Source organism: Streptomyces regalis, assembly GCF_001509475.1.
In the GTDB taxonomy this organism is placed as follows: Bacteria; Actinomycetota; Actinomycetes; order Streptomycetales; family Streptomycetaceae; genus Streptomyces; species Streptomyces regalis.
The window spans coordinates 1-241 of sequence record NZ_LLZG01000332.1; the positions used below are offsets into that span (position 1 = coordinate 1).

Here is a 241-nt window from a genome sequence, read left to right on the forward strand (position 1 = left end):
CGTGCTCCACCTACGGGTCGCCCTGGCCGCGGAACCCCTCGCCGTGCTGTTCGACAGCAGCCGGACTGCCATGCATCGCACCCTGCTGAAGATCAGGAGACTACTCAAGGCGCAGAGCATCGTCATCGCGCCGGCGGCCACCCCGCCCGCCGCCCTCACAGCCCTCCAGGCTCGGGTTCGAGCTCAGACCAACAACCTCAACAGCATGATCAAGACGACGTGTTAATGATCTGCAAGCCCT

1 pseudogene is annotated in these 241 nt (G+C 64.3%); it reads left to right on the forward strand.

Going from position 1 to position 241, the window contains the following annotated elements:
• Positions 1-226 (forward strand): annotated as a pseudogene (locus ADL12_RS27975) (ISAzo13 family transposase); the annotation flags it as partial.
• Between the last annotated feature and the right edge of the window lie 15 nt (positions 227-241).